Source organism: Citrobacter sp. Cpo100, from assembly GCF_030332595.1.
In the GTDB taxonomy this organism is placed as follows: domain Bacteria; phylum Pseudomonadota; class Gammaproteobacteria; order Enterobacterales; family Enterobacteriaceae; genus Citrobacter; species Citrobacter portucalensis.
In genome coordinates, this window is record NZ_JAOWHM010000035.1 from 406,388 (window position 1) to 424,459 (window position 18,072).

Below are 18,072 nucleotides of genomic sequence, written 5' to 3' on the forward strand. Positions count from 1 at the left end.
AATCTGAGAACAAAATAAAATCAGCGCTCATCCCAGAACGCTGATTTTATGGGTGTTACGACAACGATTTATATAAAGGAAGATAAAAAAGGCCAGTAATTATACCAGTGATTAAAAACTCCTTTTGATTGATAAAATCATATTCCCTGTCTGTTTTTACTACATTTTCCATGGTGTTAAGCTAACAGAAGTCATAAACGGCATTCGTATGTCTAAGGGATAATAAAAATCATTTAGATTCTTGCCCCCGATACCGACACAAGACATACCATCGCTATATTTTTTTAATGAACAAATGCTGTAACAGCAACATGCAACCGTTTGCACCTCTCTACAAATAGCCACTTAACGCACTAAAATCCGTGAACAAAATCACAATTACTTCAAAAGCGAAAATTAACATAACGCTTAAAAACAGACAGTTATAAGAAAAACTATATAATACCCCTATAAATAAAGATGAAATCACACTATTCACCATGAAATAGATTCGTAGCGATACTATTTCAACATTACCGTATGGTTCACAGAACAAAACCTGTCGTCATCACTAATGCAAAACAACAAGAACAATAATATTAAATTATCTATATATGACGATTATCAAAATTATACACAGGCAAAAAAAACCTCTCCCCTGAGAAGAGATTCAGGGCAGAGGTAATACGGGTGTTAAGGACATTTTTATAGTTTTGATGATAACAGAAGAGCTTCTTGCTGGATTGAGTATACACACTTCACGACGTTAAGAAAATTCCTAAAAAGAATTAAAAGAAAACACCATTAAAAATCCTTTTTATAATAAAGACATGTTTATCAAATAAAGCAAAATTAGGATAGGGAAAAATTAAATATCACTAATCTATAGTATGACGCAAGTGGGACTCACAACACATCATTACGGACAATGCCGCTACTGATGATGTCTGAATATTCAATAAATTTAATATATCCATACACCGCTCAGCTAACGAGAGTTAAAAAATTATAAAATAAGCTAAACGCAATTTTTCGTCATAGATCACATTTTCCCGACAGAACGATTCCCCTACTCGCCCAGGCTGGTATGATTCAGCAGGTAAATACCTATCAACTCAACCCGAGGCTTTGATGCTGGAGAATGTAATCATCAGATAATCAGCTTACCGACCTTTTCAGGCCGGACTGGTTATCAATGCGCCGAAATCGAATGCGGACACCGCTGTGTGTTTGCACGTTTTGCACATGATGATTAAACAGGTTTTCCAGTATGAATTTATCCCGTCAGGAACAACGTACCTTACACGTTCTCGCCAAAGGTGGCCGTATTGCTCACGTCCGCGATGCATCTGGTCGTGTCACTTCCGTCGAATGCTATAGCCGCGAAGGGTTACTGCTCTGCGACTGCACGCTCGACGTATTCAAAAAACTCAGAACGAAAAAACTAATCAAATCCGTTAATGGTCAGCCCTACCGCATCAATACCACCGGGCTGAACAACGTTCGCGCCCAACTGGATAATCGCTAAGGAGAGAGAGATGGATATCCCGAAGATTTTTACGATCAGCGAAAGCGCACATCGCATTCATAATCCGTTCACCGCGCAAAAATATGCGACGTTAGGTCAGGTTTTACGGATGCCCCCAGGAACCCGCATCCTGGATCTCGGCAGCGGCTCGGGCGAGATGTTGTGCACCTGGGCACGCGATCATGGAATTTCCGGCGTTGGTATCGATATGAGCCAGTTATTCAGTGAACAAGCCACCCTGCGGGCAAGTGAATTGGGCGTCACTGAGCACGTGCGTTTTATTCATGCCGATGCAACAGGTTATATCGCCGAAGAAAAATTCGATATTGCCGCCTGCGTTGGTGCAACCTGGATTGCCGGCGGCGTTGCCGGAACGATCAAACAGCTGGAACAAAGTCTCAAACCAGGCGGGATCCTGCTCATCGGCGAACCGTACTGGCGTCAGATGCCCGCAACGGAGGAGATCGCTATGGCTTGCGGCGCGACTTCAGTAGCCGATTTTCTTTCTCTGCCGGAACTCGTTTCGTCTTTCGACCTGCTCGGTTATGACGTGGTGGAAATGGTACTGGCTGACCAGGAAGGTTGAGACAGATACGAGGCGGCAAAATGGTTGACAATGCGCCGGTGGCTGGAGGCAAATCCGGACGATGAGTTTGCCGCCGAAGTCAGAGAGCAACTGAGAAGTTCACCAGTGCGCCACGTTGCATTCACCCGGGAATATATCGGGTGGGGCGTGTTCGCACTCATGCAGAGGTAATAAATGCAGTCGGTATAGCCTAGCAGGTTATACCGACTTTTTCATCGCATCATCGCTTACTTCATTAATACTTCAACAAATTTAGCTAACCATTGCGGATGCGCGGGCCATGCTGGTGCCGTCACCAGATTGCCATCAACGTGGGCCTGATCAATGCCAATATCGGCATAATGTCCACCGCTCAGACGAACCTCGGGCGCACAGGCCGGATAAGCGCTACAGGTCCGGTTTTCTAACACCCCCGCCGCCGCTAACAGTTGGGGCCCATGACAAACTGCGGCGATAGGCTTACCGGCAGTGTTGAAATCTTGCACCAGCTTAATGACATCCGGATTCAGTCGAAGATATTCCGGAGCACGCCCGCCGGGGATCAACAGTGCGTCGTAATCGGCGGCCCGCGCCTCGGCAAAATTAGCATTTAACGTAAAACGATGCCCCGGCTTTTCACTGTATGTCTGCGCCCCATCAAAATCGTGAATGGCGGTTTGAACGTAGTCACCCTGACTTTTATCCGGACAGACGGCATCCACACGATGCCCAAGCATTTGCAAAGCCTGAAAAGGCACCATCGTTTCATAATCTTCGACATAATCTCCGACCAGCATCAGTATCTTCTTCATTCACATCCCCCACTCACGGTTATTAATGATGAGAAATAACGGCCATCTTTACTATAGTCCACACGGTTCATGGCATTAATAAATACAACAGAACAATCGGCCAGATCACAATCCACGGCAAGGCCCGTCAGACGAGGGCTCAGAGCCAACGGCGTGCCATATGTTCATGCTGATAAATATAAATTATATATAAATATATAGTTGAGAAATTTTAATAGTCACCAGTTTCACTCATTATATAAAACTAAGAGATTGCAACGTATATCTCCTGTGCTATATTTCGCGTGAAATTTACCCGCGATCACTTTATTTATTATTCAATATTTAAAATACGCAAAATATTTATTATCTATTATTATTTTATTCACCTGATATCAGGTAAAAATACGCAAAGGTTAATCCTATGATGACAAGACGTTCATTCGTCAGACAAGGTCTGGTGACTTCAACGAGTATGCTACTCGCCGGTATGACGGGCTTCAGCTTTAGCCAATTTGCCCGCGCAACAGAGAACCGCCGCTGGCAAATGCCTGATGAAGGCGCACCGCATGCGGCAACCTGGATGGCGTTTGGTGCCAGTGCGGAGATCTGGGAGCCTCATCTGCTACCGGTGGTGCAGGAAAACCTGGCGTTAGTTGCCAAAACCATCGCCGCATTTGAACCCGTGAATATGTTAGTACGCGAAGAAGACAGCGAGCTCGCCGCGCGTCTGTGCGGGCCGTCAGTCAATCTTCTGGTTCACCCAATAGACGATCTGTGGATCCGCGACACCGGGCCGGTATTTGTGAAAAGCGCCAGCGGCGCGCTCGGCGGAGTGGGATTTAATTTCAACGGCTGGGGCAATAAGCAAGAGCACGAACGAGATGCCGATGTGGCTGAATTTGTTACTGATTACGTTCATGCTGAGTTTATCCGCTCGGTGCTGACTCTGGAAGGTGGCGGTATTGAGGTAGATGGTGAAGGTACAGCAATCATCACCGAGAGCTGCGTGCTTAACTCCAACCGTAATCCTGGCGTCAGCAAAGCCGAATGCGAAGAAGAACTAAAGCGACTGCTAGGTCTGGAGAAAATCATCTGGTTGCCGGGTATTGCCGGCAAGGATATTACCGACGGCCATACAGATTTTTACGCCCGATTCACGCATCCGGGTACGGTGGTGGCGGGTCTTGAGCAGGATCCGTCATCCTTTGATTACGCGATCACCCGACGTCATCTGGACATATTACGGGCCGCCACGGATGCCAAAGGCCGACGGTTGGAGGTAGTCACGCTGGAAGGACCTTCTACCATCCGACAGACTTATGCGAGCGATGATTTCGCCGCAGGGTATATCAATTTTTATCTGTGTAATGATGCCGTCATTGCACCGCAATTTGGCGATAAGCGCACCGATCGTAATACCCATGCTATTTTGCAGGAGCTGTTTGCCGATCGTGAAATTATTCAGTTGAATATCGACGGTATCGCTGCCGGTGGCGGCGGTATTCACTGCGCGACACAGCAGCAGCCTCGTTAATGATTAACAATTGAGTGTGTTGTGGGAAGGTGGGGAAACTCACTTTCCTGGCAATAAAAAAATGATTCCCTTAGAAAGATGCCTCCGTAGGTTAAATTTTAATAAACAAAGCACCTAATTAACATTTATGAAATAAATACCATTAAAAGATAACACTTTAATAGCTTTCATCGATCTTTCATGGTATTTATGATCTGCTAAACCTATCGATAAAATCTATCAAAAGATTTATATTGATCGTTATTATCGATCGTATATTCTGTCTTAAATAATGACTTCTGACGCAACTTTTATTATCAGTACAGCCACAAAGATTGTTCTCCCCTGCGTTGTGAAACACAGTGAAATTATCGAGGGTTACATTTAAAAAATCCATATAACATATTTTAGAATAGTTTTCAATTAGCGAAAACATCCAAAAATACACATTTCAAACCTCTAGTCTAACCTGTTTTAAGTAGATGACTTAAATCGAGAACGGTGATAACTCACTGAGAATTGCGAATGATGATATTGCTAAGAAAAACGGAAAGTATAAATTTCATTAATACATTTAGAGACTATTTTTGTGTCGGCATCGCGTTTTTTGCATTACAGCTGGTCGCAGGTCATCTCAGTAAGCAAGAGGATGTTGCGGGTATAACACTGCATTTTTACGATCTCACTTTACCTCTCATTTCTGCACTGCTGGTTTTATACCGGCAAAAGGCACTGCCAATTTTGGCTGCCTTTTTCTTGTATGCGCTTTACTCTTACTCTTTATCTTCGGTATTCACACTAACGGCTCAGCTACTGGCTGCTCTCATTAGCCAGACACTCTACTTTTTCTCGACAGGCAAACGAGGCGCGGTTAGCTTTGGTCGTAGCCAGCTTACAACCCTGCGTATTGTCTGGCTCGTATGTTGCAACGCCTTACTATTCATCTCGATTGATCACTGGTTCCAGTCGAACACTGCCTCTGCACCGCTCGCAAACCTTTTCACACTACAAACATTAATTAACTTACAGTGGCTGATGAACTCTTGCCTGACTGGCATCCCTTTTTGTTATCTGTTGCTTAGAAGCGTTCAAAATCCTGCATGGTGCATTCTATACATTAGACAAGTAAAGGCGCTGATAAAATCCGGCCCTCCTATTCTGTATCAAGTATTATGGCTGGCGCTGTTACTCTGCATTATGTCCGCTTTGATCGTCATCAGAGAAGATATTCTTATATTTACAGACTATTCATTACTGTGGTTACTTCCAGTAATGCTATGGGGAGTGATCTGTATTGGCCATGCTTTGATATCCCCTGTATGGGTAACAATGCTCATCCTGTTGGGATATTATATAAACAGTTATATTCCACCTAGTAACTATAATAATTATGTACATAGTCTCGTGATTTCCTCCACGATAGTGTTTGTCTTTTCTATTACGATTGTTGTTACCGGTGTACTTGTGGTTCATAACCGAAAATATCTCCGCCGCCTCAAACAACTTTTTAGATCAGAGCCTAACACCGGACTGCCTAACTTTCAGGCCCTGCAAATGGACATCCGTAAACACGCAACAGAGTGCTTGTGTTACATCCGTTGTACAGAGTTGAATACGCTGGAGCAAACTCACGGAATAGAATTCCGTTTTGAATTTGTAAAAGCGCTAAGCGCATATGTACGTAAATTGATTAAGGGTACAGGTGACATTTATTACGCACCAGGTCATGGAATAATTCTTCGCCTTAATGCTGTCCCTGACATTCCTGATCTCTACAAAGACCTAAACTCTTTTCGTTTTATCTGGAAGGACTACCAATTAGGGCTATCTTGTGGTATGGCATATACCACCGAGAAAAACCTGATTAAAAATTTATCTCAAGCAATTAAGCACCTTAATACCCAAAGCTATATCTCGTTAATGCAGGGGCAACCGTTGTTACTCAGCCCGCAAGTGCCAGGTGATAAAATTGTCAGCCAGGCTGTCATTCGTCATATGTTGCAAAAGGCAATTGACAGAAAGTCGTTTGAGCTTATGGCTCAACCCATCGTATCAACGATGCTGGTTGTTCAGCCGATCGTTTCAACCACGGGACTGACACGTTATCACGAGATACTTATTCGGATAAAAATGGTTGATGGTAAGTTAATCTTTCCAGACACCATCCTACCGGTTGCTCGCGAGGCAGGATTACTTCCTGCGCTGGATATCACTGTTATAGAGCAAACATTTCGTTTTATACAGTCACGGCAGAAATCTGACCCAAACAGTCACTTCTCCATTAATCTGACGCCTGACTCGCTTAATAAAATTGATTTTCTTGATAATGTTTTCACATTGTTTAGAAAATACTCAATAGCACCTGAGCGTATAATATTTGAAGTTATTGAATCAGATATCATTGACAACGCTAATGTCACTGATGTTCTGAGAGCACTACGTAAAGCCGGTTCTAAAATTGCTATTGATGATTTTGGCACAGGAGCATCAAGCTATTCACGACTACGAACGTTAGACGCAGATATTCTGAAAATTGATGGTTCCTTCATCCGTAACATACTGACCGATGAATTTAGTCGATGCGCCGTCAGATCCTTCTGCGAAGTAGCAAAACTCAAAAACATGGAAGTAGTCGCTGAGTTTGTTGAAAATGAGGAAATTGAAATGATGCTAATTACGATGGGTATTGGTTGGTTACAGGGATACCATATAGGGAAACCCGTTCCTATTGAGTTGGCTGAATTATAATTCAGTAATTATAATAATAATTATATTCCTACATTGATTTACTTACCGGCTCCCGTGCCGGTTTTTTTATTCCCTAAAACAAGCGGGACTTTAATTAAAGCAGGTATGCCGCGACCGTTTGCCGCGACATACCGTGTTTCATTTTTACCTCAACTCAGCCGAATGCTACGGCCTATTCAGCTTCCATCACTCCCAGGCGCGCTCAGATTTCGCGGCGTCAAACTGCGGCGGCGGTTTGCGAAAACGTCCGGTCAGCCAGGCAAGATACACCAGCCCGACGCCGGCCCATACCAGTCCCAACGTCAGCGATGTCACCTCAAGATTCACCCACAGTACGGCAACCGTGGCGGCACCGACCATTGGCAATACCAGATAGTGCAGCTTCTCCTGCCAGGTATGCTTGCGTCCTTCACGACGCCAGAAGTGGTTAAACACGGAGAGATTAACGAACGTAAAGGCCACCAACGCACCAAAGTTAATCAACGCCGTGGCAGTCACCAGGTCAAAAAACAGGGCCGACAGCGCCACAATCCCGACCATGATGACGTTCAACGCGGGAGTACGCCATTTGGGATGGACATAACCAAAGTACTTCTCCGGGAAGACGTTATCGCGGCCCATCACGTACAGCAGGCGCGAAACGCTGGCATGCGACGCCAGACCTGAAGCCAGCGTATTCACAAAGGTGGTACACAGGAAAATAGACTGGAACAGCTTGCCGCCGACGTACAGCGCAATCTCCGGTAGCGCCGCATCCGGGTCTTTGAATCGGCTAATGTCCGGGAAGAACAGTTGCATAAAGAACGAGGCGGCAATGAAGATCAGCCCACCGTACAGCGCGGTAAGAAAAATAGCTTTCGGGATGGTGCGCGCAGCATCCGGCGTCTCTTCAGATAGAGTCGTCACCGCGTCAAAGCCGAGAAACGAGAAGCAGACAATGGTCGCCCCGGTGATAATCGGGATCAAATGCGCATTCTGGCTGATAAACGGTTGCAGCGACCAGACGGTCCCAACCCCTTCCCCTTTGTGCAGCCCCTGTACCACGAGGAAAATGAACACCACGATGATCGCCACCTGCACCAGTACAAAAAGCGCATTGAAGTTCGCTACCAGATTAACGCTTTTCAGATTGGCCGCGGTGAGGATCGCGACGAACATCACCACCCAAATCCATGGCGCAACCCCCGGGAACAGCGCGGAAAGGTAAATTTTCGCCAATAGTACGTTAATCATCGGCAGGAAAAGGTAGTCAAGCAGTGACGACCAGCCGACCATAAACCCGACATGCGGGTTGATCGCTTTTTGCGCATAGGTATAAGCCGAACCGGCCTGTGGAAACTGGCGCACCAGCTTTCCATAACTGATGGCGGTAAACAGTACTCCCGCCAGGGCCAGCAGGTAGGAGGCCGGAACATGGCCATTGCTAATACCCGAAACAATGCCAAAGGTGTCAAACACCGTCATCGGCGTGAGATAGGCAAGCCCCATCACCACCACCTGCCACAGCTTGAGGGATTTACGCAGCTGTGCTTTGCCCGGCTGGGCAGAATGATCCGCAGAAGAGTTAGTCGACATAGTTTTCCTCCCCGCTACGAGTCCAGATCTGCGTTCGAAACGTGGGTACAGCAGACCTGGGTCGTGTCGGGGAGGAATGGCATAAAAAAGGCGTCAATGGGGTACGGCACAGATGCGGTCCGTATTTACTGCGGGAGCCATGAATACTCACGCGGGGCGGGTTTTTAAACATTGGCATCATCACATTTCCTCGTCACAAACTCTGTCGGTTATCTGAAGACCCGTTGTCGCCCGCGCTCCATTACGCGACATCCGGGAAATGGCAGGTATTCCTGCAATTTTTACGGGCTGGCTCCGCTCAGCCCGCATGATGCGACTTCTTTTTCAATGACCTGTACAACGGTCAGGCGTTTTTCAGCATCCACTCAATTTCAGTGTCGGTAATCAGACGTTCAAACTGGATAAGCTCATCGTTTTTACAGGCGTGATACACATGGCTAAACCGCTCACCCAATAGTTCACGCAGACTGTCATTTTGCATAAACTCCCACAGTGCATCGCTCTGGCGAATCGGGAACGGCAGCCCTTCCTGCTCCAGACCGTTACCCTCCACTTCTTCTTGTAACGGCAGTTCGTTATCCAGACCGTGAAGGATCCCCGCCAGGATGGTCGACATCACCAGATACGGGTTGGCATCAGCCCCCGCTACGCGATATTCAACCCGATGGTTATCACGGTCGCCGCAGGGAATACGCAGCGCCACCGTACGATTGTTGTGCCCCCAGGACGCCTGGGTCGGAACATACATCCCCGGCTGGAAGCGGCGATAGGAGTTCACATTCGGCGCCAGCAGCGCCATTGATGCGGGCATCAGATCAATCATCCCGGCAAGCGCACGCTTTAATAACGCGGAATCATCGCCATTCGCATCAGCCAGCACGTTCTCACCTTTGTTATTCATGACGCTGATGTGGATATGCATCCCGCTACCGGCATGCTCCTCATAAGGCTTTGCCATAAACGTGGCATGCATCTTATGTTTCTCTGCCACCAGCCGTACCAGACGTTTCAACGCCAGCGCGTCATCGCAGGCGTCGAGCACGTTGTCGGTATGGTAGAGGTTGATTTCAAACTGCCCAGGGGAGGCTTCAGCCACCGCGCCGTCAGCCGGGATCAGCTGTAAACGGGCCAGTTCATCGATATCGTTCAGCACATCCGCAAAGTGGTTCAGGTTATCAACCGAATAAACCTGACTTTGGGTATTACGATCGTCCGTTCCCGGCGCGCATGGCGGCTGCAGATAACCTTCGGGGTCACGCTTACGATCGAGTAAATAGAACTCCAGCTCTACCGCTACGACGGGGAACAGACCGCGCTGGCGAAGTTTCTGCCAGAGTCGGTTTAGTACGTTCCGCGGCTCAACGTCAAAGGGAGCGCCATCTTCATCCAGCATCGTCAGCATCATCTGCGCAATAAATTCCGGATCGGCAGCCGAAGGGGTTAACGTACCTGCCACGGGTACACAGGTCCGATCCGGTTCGCCAAGCTCCTGGCCTAATCCCGCCTCTTCGACCACATTGCCCAGAATATCCATCGCGAAAACGGATGCCGGGAAATAGCAGCCTTTCTCTAACTTATGCAATCCCGCAACGGGAAGGCGTTTACCGCGAAAACAGCCATTAAGGTCGGTTAACAACACATCCACATACTGCGTATTAGGATAGCGTTCCAGATATTGCTTAACTTCGCGCGCAAACGCGCTACTTCGTCTCTCTTCAGAATGCTGAACAAAATTCTCAACTTCTACGATATTGGTTTCCATGATTCACCGCCGTTGGCCTGGTAAGCTGTTCTGTGATTTGACTGTTAAATATAATGTCCACCCTTCGACTCTGGATGCAAACAAATTGTTTGTCAAATGTTAAATTAAGTTTGCTAGAAGGTTATTCCGCTGCTAGATTGAGAAAATAATGAACGGAATGGCACAACAAGGAACCGTTTGGCAATAATTTATTCCAAAACGTGAGGTCGATCATGGGCAATATATTTGACAAGCCAGTTATTGGTGTAGTGATGTGTAGGAACAGGCTTAAGGGTCACCAGACCCAGACTCTGCAAGAAAAGTACCTGAATGCGGTATTAAATGCCGGTGGATTACCGATAGCGCTTCCCCATGCGCTTGCGGAACCCGAATTGTTGAACGCGCTGTTACCGAAACTGGACGGTATCTTCCTGCCAGGAAGCCCAAGCAATGTGCAGCCGCACCTCTATGGTGAAAATGGCGATGAGTCTGACGCCGATCCCGGGCGTGATCTTCTGAGCATGGCGCTAATTACCGCCGGGCTCGAAAGGCGCATTCCCATTTTCGCCATCTGCCGGGGCTTGCAGGAATTAGTTGTCGCCACTGGCGGGACTCTGTATCGTCGCCTGTGCGATCATCCACAGTTCCTGGAACATCGTGAAGATGCGGAACTCCCGGTGGAGCAGCAATATGCACCATCTCATGAAGTCCAGGTTCAACAGGGAGGATTGCTATCTCAGTTAATACCAGGTTGCAGCACGTTTTGGGTTAACTCCTTGCATGGTCAGGGCGCAAAAACCCTTGGCCCGCAGCTGCGCGTGGAAGCACGCTCGCAGGATGGATTAGTGGAAGCTGCCAGCGTCCATGACCATCCTTTCGCGCTCGGCGTGCAGTGGCACCCGGAATGGAACAGTAGCGAATACGCCCTGTCGCGTTTGTTACTTGAAGGTTTTATCACCGCTTGTCAGAACCACCTCGCTGAAAAACAGCGACTCTGACCACTACAGTTAAGGAAATGCAATTATGAGCGATGACGGCCTGGCGCCGGGTAAACGTTTGTCAGAGATCCGCCAGCAATTGGGTCTTTCGCAGCGTCGTGCCGCCGAACTGTCTGGGTTAACGCATAGCGCCATCAGCACCATAGAGCAGGATAAAGTCAGTCCTGCCATCAGTACGCTGCAAAAGCTATTGAAAGTATATGGGCTGTCGCTCTCCGAGTTCTTCGCGGAACCGGAAAAGCCTGACGAACCGCAGGTGGTTATCAATCAGGATGATTTGATTGAGATCGGGAGTCAGGGAGTATCCATGAAGCTGGTACACAACGGAAATCCGAATCGTACGCTGGCAATGATGTTTGAAACCTATCAGCCAGGCACGACAACCGGGGAGAGAATTAAACACCAGGGTGAAGAGATTGGCACAATACTGGAAGGTGAAGTGATACTGACCATCAACGGTCAAACGTATCCTCTTGTTGCAGGGCAAAGCTATGCCATTAACACCGGCATACCACACAGCTTCAGCAACACCTCGGCAGGGATCTGCCGCATCATCAGTGCCCACACTCCCACCACTTTCTAATAAGTAGCGGCCTGAGTTTCTCAGGCCTTCTTAAATAACGCGCATTAACAGGGTACATCCCTGGGGCATCGTGCAGCCTGATTTTGCCTGAAAAAGATCAGCAACGAACTTTATCTTATTGATATAAAAGGAGTAGCTATGAACTTTCAGAATCTTAAATATTGGCGTGAGAAAGCCAGCCATTATTCACCAGAGACCCGTTTATTTATTAACGGCGAATATTGTGCCGCCGCTGATAACGAAACCTTTATTACGCTGGATCCGGCAGGACAACGTCCTCTGGCTAAAGTCGCCCGCGGTAAAAAAGCGGATGTGGACCGCGCGGTAACCGCAGCCCGTACCGTGTTTGAACGCGGAGACTGGTCGCAAGCATCACCCGCAGAGCGCAAAGCGGTACTGCACAAACTCGCCGATTTAATGGAGCAGCATCACGAGGAGCTGGCGCTACTGGAAACGCTCGATACCGGTAAACCGATTCGCCATAGCCTGCGTGATGATATTCCCGGCGCGGCACGCGCCATCCGCTGGTATGCCGAAGCTATAGATAAAGTCTATGGCGAAGTTGCCACCACCTCGGTGAACGATCTGGCACTGATTGTGCGCGAACCGGTAGGCGTGATTGCCGCCATTGTACCGTGGAACTTTCCTTTGCTGCTGGCCTGCTGGAAACTCGGCCCGGCACTGGCTGCGGGTAACAGCGTGATCCTCAAGCCTTCCGAAAAATCACCGCTGACCGCCATTCGCCTGGCTGCGCTGGCTAAAAAAGCAGGTTTGCCCGATGGCGTTCTCAGCGTTGTTAGCGGGTATGGTCACGAAGCGGGTCAGGCGTTGTCACAACATCCGGATGTTGATGTGATCACCTTTACCGGCTCGACCCGTACCGGCAAGCAACTGCTCAAAGATGCTGGCGACAGCAACATGAAACGCGTCTGGCTGGAGGCCGGAGGTAAAAGCGCCAACATCGTGTTTGCCGACTGTCCGGATCTGCCGAAAGCCGCCGCTAATGCAGCGGCAGGTATCTTCTATAACCAGGGCCAGGTTTGTATCGCCGGAACGCGCCTGCTGCTGGAAGAGAGCATTGCCGACGAGTTCATCGCCCTGCTGAAAGAGCAGGCGAAAAACTGGCAGCCTGGCAACCCGCTGGATCCGGAAACCACGATGGGCACGCTTATCGACAATGCGCATGCCGACACCGTAGACACGTTTATTCGCGACGGTGAAGCGCAAGGCACGCTGGCGCTGGATGGCCGCAGCCATGTACATCCTGCGGCTATCGGCCCGACGATTTTTGTTGATACCGCACCGCAGGCCCACGTCAGCCGCGATGAAATCTTCGGCCCGGTACTGGTCGTCACCCGTTTTAGCAGCGAAGCCGAAGCTCTGGCGCTGGCTAACGACAGTGACTACGGCCTCGGCGCCGCGGTCTGGACCCGCGATTTGTCGCGCGCCCACCGTATGAGCCGTCGCCTGAAAGCCGGCTCAGTCTTCGTGAATAACTACAACGACGGTGATATGACCGTGCCGTTCGGCGGTTATAAGCAAAGCGGTAACGGACGCGATAAATCCCTGCATGCGCTGGAAAAATTTAGCGAACTGAAAACCATCTGGATCTCCCTGGAGTCTTAATCATGACTGAACATACCAGCAGTTATTACGCCGCAAGCGCCAATCAGTACGAACCGTTTCCGACCCTTAGCGAATCGGTTAGCTGTGATGTTTGCGTCGTGGGCGGTGGTTATACCGGACTCTCCTCCGCCCTGCATTTAGCGGAAATGGGTTACGACGTGGTGCTACTGGAATCCGCGCGTATTGGTTTCGGGGCCAGCGGACGTAACGGCGGTCAGTTGGTGAACTCCTACAGTCGCGATATCGACGTCATCGAACGTACCTATGGCCCGGACGCCGCTAAAATGCTCGGTGGAATGATGTTTGAAGGCGGCAATATCATCCGCGAACGCATCAAGCGTTATCAGATCGAATGCGACTATCGTCCCGGCGGGCTGTTTGTAGCGCTGAACCACAAACAGATGGAAACGCTGGAAGAGCAGAAGTCGAACTGGGAACGCTACGGCAACACGCAGCTTGAACTGTTAGACAGCAGTGAAATTCGTCGCGAAGTCAGCAGCGATCGTTATGTCGGCGCGCTGCTCGACCACAGCGGTGGTCATATTCACCCGCTGAACCTGGCGATTGGCGAAGCTAACGCCATTCGTCTGAACGGCGGACGCGTCTACGAACAGTCGCCAGTCACCCGTATTCAGCACACCAGCCCGGCGGTGGTCAGCACTGAAAAAGGCCAGGTGACGGCCCGCTTTGTGATCGTCGCGGGCAACGCCTATCTCGGTGACAAACTGGAACCAGCGCTGGCAAAAAGCAGCATGCCGTGCGGCACGCAGGTGTTAACCACCGAACCGCTGTCGGCGGAGATGGCGCGCTCGCTGCTCCCGAAAAACTACTGCGTGGAAGATTGTAACTACCTGCTCGATTACTACCGTCTGACCGGCGATAACCGCCTGCTGTACGGCGGTGGCGTAGTCTACGGCGCTCGCGATCCGGACGATATTGAGCGTCTGGTGATGCCGAAACTGCTGAAGACCTTCCCGCAATTGCAGGGGGTAAAAATTGATTACCGCTGGACCGGTAATTTCCTGTTAACGCTGTCTCGCATGCCGCAGTTCGGCCGTCTTGATACCAACATTTACTATATGCAGGGCTACAGCGGCCACGGTGTGACCTGTACTCACCTGGCAGGACGCCTGATTTCCGAACTGCTGCGCGGGGATGCCGAGCGCTTTGACGCGTTCGCCAAACTGCCGCACTACCCGTTCCCGGGAGGCCGCAGCCTGCGCATTCCGTTTACCGCCATGGGGGCGGCATATTACAGCTTACGCGATCGCCTTGGGGTTTAAGTTCTTCCGCGATAAACCCGACGCACAGGGCGATCCCCCCTGTGCGTTTTTTTATTCCTGGAAAGCGAAAAACAGATAACAGGTACGAAAATATCGCAATAGGACATAACCACACTCTTTGCATTGTTTCTCCCTTCCGATCGGATACGCTTTTTTAGATATCGCTGGCGGCATGCGCCAGAACTCAACGGGGGAAGAAACGCGTGTTATGAATACGAATAACGAGGAGACCTTTTATCAGGCGATGCGCCGCAAAGGCGTAAGCAGACGCAGTTTTCTCAAATATTGTAGCCTCGCGGCTACATCGCTGGGGTTGGGAGCCGGAATGACGCCCAGAATTGCCTGGGCGCTGGAGAACAAACCCCGGATCCCGGTAGTCTGGATCCACGGGCTGGAATGCACCTGCTGCACCGAATCATTTATCCGCTCCTCTCACCCACTTGCCAAAGACGTCATCCTCTCCCTGATTTCCCTCGATTACGACGACACCCTGATGGCCGCCGCCGGAACGCAGGCCGAAGAGGTATTTGAAGACATTCTGAGCCGCTACCACGGCCGATACATTCTGGCAGTCGAAGGCAACCCTCCGCTGGGCGAGCAAGGGATGTTTTGCATCAGCAGCGGGCGTCCTTTTATTGAAAAGCTAAAAAGAGCCGCAGCAGGTGCCAGCGCGATTATCGCCTGGGGAACCTGCGCCTCCTGGGGCTGCGTGCAGGCTGCCCGGCCTAACCCTACCCGGGCTACGCCGATCGATAAGGTGATCACCGATAAGCCGATCGTGAAAGTGCCCGGCTGCCCGCCGATTCCGGATGTCATGAGCGCCATCATTACCTACATGGTGACATTTGATCGTTTGCCTGAACTCGATCGTCTGGGTCGTCCGCTGATGTTCTATGGTCAGCGTATTCACGATAAATGCTACCGCCGCGCCCACTTTGACGCCGGGGAGTTCGTTGAGAGTTGGGACGATGACGCCGCCCGCAAAGGCTATTGCCTGTACAAAATGGGCTGCAAAGGGCCAACCACCTATAACGCCTGTTCCACCACTCGCTGGAATGGTGGCGTTTCCTTCCCCATCCAGTCCGGCCACGGTTGTCTGGGATGTTCGGAAAACGGCTTCTGGGATCGCGGTTCGTTCTACAGCCGCGTGGTTGATATTCCACAAATGGGGACGCATTCAACTGCCGATACCGTGGGCCTCACCGCGCTAGGCGTCGTGGCGGCCGGTGTCGGTGTTCACGCAGTCGCCAGCGCCGTCAATCAACACAACCGCCACAAACAGCAACTAGCCGACGCCGGACAACAGTCTCCAGACAATAAGGATAAACAGGCATGAGCAATTCGTATCAAACCCAGGGATATACGGTCAATAATGCCGGTCGCCGCCTGGTTGTCGACCCCATCACGCGCATTGAAGGCCATATGCGTTGTGAAGTGAACATTAATGAGCAGAACATCATCACCAACGCGGTTTCCTGCGGCACTATGTTCCGCGGGCTGGAGATCATTCTACAGGGGCGCGACCCGCGCGATGCCTGGGCATTTGTCGAACGAATTTGCGGAGTGTGCACCGGTGTACATGCGCTCGCCTCGGTCTATGCCATTGAGGACGCTATTGGCATAAAGGTGCCCGACAACGCCAACATCATTCGCAATATTATGCTGGCGACGCTGTGGTGCCACGACCATCTGGTGCACTTTTACCAGTTAGCCGGAATGGACTGGATTGACGTGCTGAATGCCCTGAAAGCAGACCCGCGCGCCACATCGCAGTTGGCACAAAGCCTTTCAGCCTGGCCGATGTCTTCTCCAGGCTACTTCTTTGACGTCCAAAATCGCCTGAAGAAATTTGTCGAAGGCGGTCAGTTGGGGATTTTTCGCAACGGTTACTGGGGACATCCGCAGTACAAGCTGTCGCCAGAGGCCAACCTGATGGGCTTTGCCCACTATCTGGAAGCGCTCGATTTTCAGCGCGAGATCATCAAAATCCATACGGTGTTTGGCGGTAAGAATCCGCATCCGAACTGGATTGTCGGCGGGATGCCGTGTGCTATCAATATCGATCAGAGCGGCGCGGTAGGCGCAGTCGATATGGAACGCCTGAACCTGGTGCAGTCGATCATCACCCGCACCGCTGATTTCATCAACAACGTCATGGTGCCTGACGCGCTGGCTATCGGCCAGTTCAATAAACCCTGGAGCCAGATTGGCACCGGGCTTTCTGATAAGTGCGTCTTAAGCTACGGCGCGTTCCCGGATATCGCCAATGACTTCAGCGCGAAGAGCCTGTTGATGCCTGGCGGCGCGGTGATTAACGGTGATTTTAACAACGTCATGCCGGTGGACCTGGACGATCAGCAGCAAATTCAGGAGTTTGTCGATCATGCCTGGTATCGTTATCCGGACGATCAATTAGGTCGTCATCCGTTCGAAGGGATTACTGAACCCTGGTATAACCCGGGCGATGTCAAAGGCAGTGATACCGATATCAAGCAGCTCAACGAACAGGAACGCTACTCGTGGATTAAAGCCCCGCGCTGGCGGGGACACGCTATGGAAGTTGGGCCGTTGGCGCGTACGCTGATTGCCTATCACAAAGGGGATGCCGCCACGATTGAATCCGTGGATCGCATGATGTCCGCCCTCAAGCTGCCGCTGTCGGGTATGCAATCAACGCTGGGACGTATTCTGTGTCGCGCGCACGAAGCGCAGTGGGCCGTGAGCAAGCTGCAATATTTCTTCGACAAGCTGATGACCAACCTGAAAAACGGCAATCTGGCTACCGCAAATACCGAAAAGTGGGAGCCTGAAAGTTGGCCGCAGCACTGTCGCGGGATCGGTTTTACCGAAGCGCCGCGCGGAGCATTAGGCCACTGGGCATCGATTCGCGACCAGAAGATCGACCTGTATCAATGCGTGGTGCCGACCACCTGGAATGCCAGCCCGCGCGATCCAAAGGGACAAATTGGCGCTTACGAGGCGGCGCTGATGGGCACCCAAATGGCGATACCGGATCAACCGTTGGAGATCCTGCGCACCTTGCACAGCTTCGACCCCTGCCTGGCATGTTCAACCCACGTACTCGGCGACGACGGCAGCGAACTTATCGCCGTCCAGGTTCGCTAAGCGTTAAGGAACG

The 18,072-nt window shown here is 50.3% G+C and carries 12 protein-coding genes and 1 pseudogene; 10 read left to right on the top strand and 3 right to left on the bottom strand.

Annotated elements, in window-relative coordinates:
• The first annotated feature begins 1,249 nt into the window (after nucleotides 1–1,249).
• On the top strand, nucleotides 1,250–1,507 hold the full coding sequence (locus OGX96_RS14375) for a YjhX family toxin (protein ID WP_003021255.1): 258 nt from the start codon (nucleotides 1,250–1,252) through the stop codon (nucleotides 1,505–1,507).
• Nucleotides 1,508–1,517: 10 nt separating this feature from the next.
• A pseudogene (locus OGX96_RS14380) lies at nucleotides 1,518–2,264 on the top strand (SAM-dependent methyltransferase).
• Nucleotides 2,265–2,320: 56 nt separating this feature from the next.
• On the opposite strand, the gene OGX96_RS14385 reads toward OGX96_RS14380, so the two are convergent.
• A complete protein-coding gene (locus tag OGX96_RS14385; protein WP_003830885.1) occupies nucleotides 2,321–2,884 on the bottom strand; it encodes a DJ-1/PfpI family protein in 564 nt (187 codons plus the stop codon).
• Between the two features lie 403 nt (nucleotides 2,885–3,287).
• Here OGX96_RS14385 and OGX96_RS14390 point away from each other — a divergent pair, with 403 nt between their 5' ends.
• Both OGX96_RS14390 and OGX96_RS14395 read left to right on the top strand, forming a co-directional pair.
• The gene (locus OGX96_RS14390; RefSeq protein WP_198801629.1) at nucleotides 3,288–4,400 is read left to right on the top strand and encodes an agmatine deiminase family protein; all 1,113 of its coding nucleotides are present in this window, start codon (nucleotides 3,288–3,290) and stop codon (nucleotides 4,398–4,400) included.
• A 504-nt stretch (nucleotides 4,401–4,904) separates the two neighbouring features.
• Nucleotides 4,905–7,127 (top strand): EAL domain-containing protein, encoded by a 2,223-nt coding sequence (locus tag OGX96_RS14395; RefSeq protein ID WP_198801628.1) that lies wholly within the window; start codon nucleotides 4,905–4,907, stop codon nucleotides 7,125–7,127.
• Nucleotides 7,128–7,313: 186 nt separating this feature from the next.
• Here the strand turns inward: OGX96_RS14395 and OGX96_RS14400 are convergent, their stop codons facing one another.
• Together OGX96_RS14400 and OGX96_RS14405 are read right to left on the bottom strand one after the other, a co-directional pair.
• Entirely contained in the window at nucleotides 7,314–8,702 is a 1,389-nt protein-coding gene (locus tag OGX96_RS14400; protein WP_048236023.1) for an APC family permease, read from the bottom strand.
• A gap of 343 nt (nucleotides 8,703–9,045) precedes the next feature.
• A complete protein-coding gene (locus tag OGX96_RS14405; RefSeq protein WP_003830879.1) occupies nucleotides 9,046–10,464 on the bottom strand; it encodes a glutamine synthetase family protein in 1,419 nt (472 codons plus the stop codon).
• A 212-nt stretch (nucleotides 10,465–10,676) separates the two neighbouring features.
• Here OGX96_RS14405 and puuD point away from each other — a divergent pair, with 212 nt between their 5' ends.
• From puuD to hyaB, 6 genes are all read left to right on the top strand, one after another.
• The gene (gene puuD, locus OGX96_RS14410) at nucleotides 10,677–11,441 is read left to right on the top strand and encodes a gamma-glutamyl-gamma-aminobutyrate hydrolase (RefSeq protein WP_003830878.1); all 765 of its coding nucleotides are present in this window, start codon (nucleotides 10,677–10,679) and stop codon (nucleotides 11,439–11,441) included.
• Between the two features lie 25 nt (nucleotides 11,442–11,466).
• Nucleotides 11,467–12,024 (top strand): HTH-type transcriptional regulator PuuR, encoded by a 558-nt coding sequence (gene puuR / locus OGX96_RS14415; protein ID WP_003830877.1) that lies wholly within the window; start codon nucleotides 11,467–11,469, stop codon nucleotides 12,022–12,024.
• 138 nt (nucleotides 12,025–12,162) lie between these two features.
• Nucleotides 12,163–13,650, top strand: coding sequence for an aldehyde dehydrogenase PuuC (gene puuC / locus OGX96_RS14420; RefSeq protein WP_048236025.1), 1,488 nt, complete (start codon nucleotides 12,163–12,165; stop codon nucleotides 13,648–13,650).
• Between the two features lie 2 nt (nucleotides 13,651–13,652).
• Nucleotides 13,653–14,933 (top strand): NAD(P)/FAD-dependent oxidoreductase, encoded by a 1,281-nt coding sequence (locus OGX96_RS14425; RefSeq protein WP_148362390.1) that lies wholly within the window; start codon nucleotides 13,653–13,655, stop codon nucleotides 14,931–14,933.
• Nucleotides 14,934–15,141: 208 nt separating this feature from the next.
• Complete coding sequence (gene hyaA / locus OGX96_RS14430) at nucleotides 15,142–16,269, top strand: hydrogenase 1 small subunit (protein ID WP_153687903.1); 1,128 nt, start codon at nucleotides 15,142–15,144, stop codon at nucleotides 16,267–16,269.
• Nucleotides 16,266–18,059: a Ni/Fe-hydrogenase large subunit gene (hyaB, locus tag OGX96_RS14435; protein WP_032942453.1), complete on the top strand. Its 1,794-nt coding sequence runs from the start codon at nucleotides 16,266–16,268 to the stop codon at nucleotides 18,057–18,059. Before hyaA ends, hyaB begins: the two co-directional genes overlap by 4 nt.
• Nucleotides 18,060–18,072: the final 13 nt, after the last annotated feature.